This is a genomic window from Mesorhizobium sp. M7A.F.Ca.CA.003.01.2.1, assembly GCF_003998945.1.
In the GTDB taxonomy this organism is placed as follows: Bacteria; Pseudomonadota; Alphaproteobacteria; order Rhizobiales; family Rhizobiaceae; genus Mesorhizobium; species Mesorhizobium ciceri.
Map to the genome: position 1 here is coordinate 1 of NZ_RZRA01000515.1, position 3,996 is coordinate 3,996.

At 65.2% G+C, this 3,996-nt stretch carries 2 protein-coding genes and 1 pseudogene; 1 reads left to right on the plus strand and 2 read right to left on the minus strand.

Annotated features, from left to right (window positions below; translation table 11 throughout):
- Window positions 1-1,507 (minus strand): annotated as a pseudogene (locus EN969_RS20085) (transcription-repair coupling factor); the annotation flags it as partial.
- Window positions 1,508-1,580: 73 nt separating this feature from the next.
- The gene (locus EN969_RS20090; RefSeq protein WP_013531907.1) at window positions 1,581-1,868 is read right to left on the minus strand and encodes a succinate dehydrogenase assembly factor 2; all 288 of its coding nucleotides are present in this window, start codon (window positions 1,866-1,868) and stop codon (window positions 1,581-1,583) included.
- Window positions 1,869-1,960: 92 nt separating this feature from the next.
- Between EN969_RS20090 and recG the strand changes: the two genes are divergently transcribed.
- The coding region (recG, locus tag EN969_RS20095; protein WP_127419331.1) for an ATP-dependent DNA helicase RecG at window positions 1,961-3,996 on the plus strand (2,036 nt) is incomplete at its 3' end.

The window sequence follows — 3,996 nt, forward strand, 5'->3', positions numbered from 1 at the left end:
CGACAATGTCGCCGGCCGACAGCGCCGAGGCCTCGGCAATGAAATCCGAGGGACGTTTCTTGCGTTTCGAGCGCCGGATCAGCCGGTCGCCCAAAATGTCCTGTTCGGCGACGACGACCAGTTTTTCGGTCTCGAAGCCGGATTCGAGCGGCAGCACGGCCAGGGCCGCCTGCCCCGGCTCGAGCTTTTCGGCTTCCGCCAGCGTCACGACCTGCTTGAGGTTGCCGAGATGGTGTTCGGCGAGGATCTGGCCAAGCCGGTCGAGCGAGCCTTCGGTCCAGCCGGCGATGACGACGCGGCGGCGCGCCGCGCGCTCATCGGCGATGTGTTTGACGACGACATCGAACACGTTGGCGTTCGGATCGGCGCGCTCCTCGACGAAGCTGCGGCCGTGGCGCGAACCGGCGTGATAGACCTTCTTGGCGCCAATGTCGGGCGCGTCGAATGGCGTAAAGTCGATCGCTTCGCGCGGCCCGAGCGAGGTGATCAGGTTTTCCGGGGAGAGATAGAGCAGGTCCGGCGCGACTGGCTTATAGGGCACCGCATCCTTCAGCGCGCCATCGGCCTGCTTCCTGCGCGCCTCGTAGTGATCGAGGATCAGCGTGTGGCGCTCGGCCAGCGCCTCATGCGCCAGATGGTCGAAGATGACGGGCGTGTCAGGCAGATAGTCGAACACCGTCTCCAGCCGTTCGTAAAAGAACGGCAGCCAGTGCTCCATGCCAGCGAAGCGACGCCCTTCGCTGACCGCCGCATAGAGCCCGTCGTCGCGCTGCGGTGCGCCGAAGGCTTCGATATAGGAGCGGCGGAAGCGGCTGATGGTTTCCGGCGTCAGCGCCACTTCGCTCATCGCTTGCAGCGCCATCGACTTGCGTTGACCGGTGGTGCGCTGCGTGGCGGCGTCGAACACACGGATCGATTCCAGCGTGTCGCCGAAGAAATCGAGCCTGAGCGCCTCGGTCCAGCCGGGGGCGAACAGGTCGAGAATGCCGCCGCGCACCGCGAACTCGCCGATGCCGCGCACTGTCGGCACACGCTCGAAACCGGACGTTTCCAGCCGCGAGACCAGTGCGTTCATGTCGATCTGGTTGCCGGGCCTGGCATGAAAAGTCTGCGCCTCGACCAACTCGGACGGCGGAATGCGCTGCAGCAGCGCATTGGCGGTGGTGAGGATGACGGCGCGGTGCGGCTTCTTCGCCAGAGCGATCATGGCGGTCAGCGCATCGAGGCGCTTGGCGGCCGCATCGGAGCCGGGCGAGACGCGGTCGTAGGGCAAGCAATCCCAGGCCGGCAGTTCCAGCACCGGCAGGCCGGGGGCCGCGAAGGACAATGCCTCGATGATCGCCGGCAGGCGCTGACCGTCGCGCGCGACGAACAGAACCGGCTTGTCGGGCGCGATCTCGAGCGCCGCCTGCACCAGCGCAAAGGCTTCGTAGCCGTCGGCGACGCCATCGACGATGAACTGACCGGCGCGGCCTTTCGGCAGACCGATGGTGGGAATGAGGCTCATGAAATCACGGTCTTGTTTCATCGCAATTCCGAACGGAAAACCGCTTCGTTACTTTTCCTGGAATTGCTTGTGTTCAGAATGTCAGAGAGCGGCGGAAAGCCAGGATCTTTCGCAGGACGGCACAATCGATATCGGCCGGAACCGGGCGTTCGCCGGTGACCATGGGCAGGAATTCGGTATCGGGAATGTCGAGGAGCCTCTCATATTGGTCGATTTCCTCGTTGGTCAAGACGCCGATCTCAGCGTCGGCGAAAGTGCCGAGGATCAGGTCCATCTCGCGCATGCCGCGATGCCAGGAGCGAAACAGAAGCTTGCGGCGGCGCACGTCCAGCCCCTCGCTTGATCTCGTCGTTCCGGTCATCGTACCGCATCCTTGCTTGCTGCGGCGCATATAGCGTGGATAGAAGGGGCTGTCAGCCTTGCGCTGCCGCCGTCGCAACATAAGCTGACATCATGCGCCCGACCATCCTCGATCCCTTGTTTGTCCCGATTACGTCGCTTGCAGGCGTCGGACCGAAAGTCGGCGCGCTGATCGAGAAGGTTGTTCCGGCCGATCTCGGCGACCGCGCGGCGCGTGCCGGCGATCTTCTGTTCGTGCTGCCGCACACCGTCATCGACCGGCGCAGTCGGCCTGGTATCGCGGGATCCGCGGAAGGCCAGATCGTCACGCTCGATGTGCGCATCGACCGCCACCAGCCGCCACCGCGTGGCAACAGGTCGGTGCCCTACCGGGTCTTCGCCCATGACGATACCGGAGAGATCGCGCTGACCTTCTTCCATGCTCACGCCTCCTATCTCGAAAAGGCGATGCCCGAGGGCGAGCATGTCGTGGTCTCGGGCCGCATGGAATGGTTCAACGGCCGCCCGAGCATGGTCCACCCCGACCATATTGCGCTGGCCAGCGAAGCGGAAAACCTGCCGCTGGTCGAACCGGTCTATCCTCTGACAGCCGGGCTCTCGGGCAAGGTGCTGCGCCGGGCGATCGGCCAGGCGCTGACGCGCGTGCCTGAATTTCCCGAATGGCAGGACGGCGCCTTCATGCGGCGGCACACCTTTGCGGCCTTTGGCGATGCGCTTGCCCGCATCCACAATCCGGCCGACCCGATTGACGTCTCCATCGATGGTGCCGCCTGGCGGCGGCTCGCCTATGACGAGTTGCTGGCGGGCCAGGTCTCGCTGGCGCTGGTGCGAGCGAAAGTCCGCAGGCTGTCCGGGCGACCCCTGGTCGGCGACGGCCGCATCGTCGAAAAACTGCGGGCCGCACTGTCCTATTCGCTGACATCAAGCCAGGAGTTTGCGCTGGCCGAAATCAATGCCGACCTCGCCGACCCAGAGCGCATGCTGCGGCTTCTGCAGGGCGATGTCGGTTCCGGCAAGACTGTCGTCGCGCTGCTGGCCATGGCGCGTGCCGTCGAGGCCGGCGGCCAGGCAGCCTTGATGGCACCGACCGAAATCCTGGCGCGCCAGCATCTTGCGACCATCACGCCGCTTGCCGCCAAGGTAGGGCTTCGCATCGCCATCCTCACCGGTCGCGAGAAGGGCCGCGAACGCGCGGATACGCTGGTCGGCCTGGCAACCGGCGAGATCGACATCGTCGTCGGCACCCACGCGCTGTTCCAGGAGACCGTCACCTTCAAAGACCTCGTCTTCGCCGTCATCGACGAGCAGCATCGTTTCGGCGTCCATCAGCGGCTTGCCATCACCGCCAAGGGCGACGCGCCAGACATGTTGGTGATGACGGCCACTCCTATCCCGCGCACCCTGGTGCTGACCGCTTTCGGTGACATGGACGTGTCGAAACTGACGGAAAAACCGGCCGGCCGCCAGCCGATCCGTACCGTTACGCTGCCGCTCGAGCGGCTCGACGAACTGGTCGCCCGCATGGTGGACGCCGTCGCCGGCGGCCAGAAGATCTACTGGATCTGTCCGCTGGTCGAGGAATCCGAAGAGATCAAACTGATGTCGGCCGAAGACCGCTTCGCCTCGCTGAAACCATTGTTCGGCGATCGCATCGGTCTCGTTCACGGCCGCATGAAGGGTGCCGAGAAGGACGAGGCGATGCGCGCCTTCAAGCAGGGCGAGACACGCATCCTGATCGCCACCACCGTCATCGAGGTCGGCGTCGATGTGCCGGACGCCACCGTCATGGTCATCGAGCATGCAGAGCGCTTCGGCCTGGCCCAGTTGCACCAGCTGCGCGGCCGGGTCGGACGCGGTGACAAGCCCTCCTCATGCGTGCTGCTCTACAAGGACCCGCTCGGCGAGACCGCAAAACGCCGGCTGTCGGTGATGCGCGAGACCGAGGATGGGTTCCTGATCGCCGAGGAGGACCTGAAGCTGCGCGGCGAAGGCGAATTGCTGGGCACCCGCCAGTCGGGCACGCCGGGCTTCCAGGTGGCTCGCATCGAGGCGCATGCCGACCTTCTGGAGGCCGCCCGCGACGATGCCAGGCTGATCCTGTCACGCGATCCGGAGCTGCAATCGCAGCG

Bases quoted from the DNA above. Each gene is read 5' to 3' on its own strand.
- EN969_RS20090 (WP_013531907.1), bottom strand. From the start codon at position 1,868: ATGACCGGAACGACGAGATCAAGCGAGGGGCTGGACGTGCGCCGCCGC.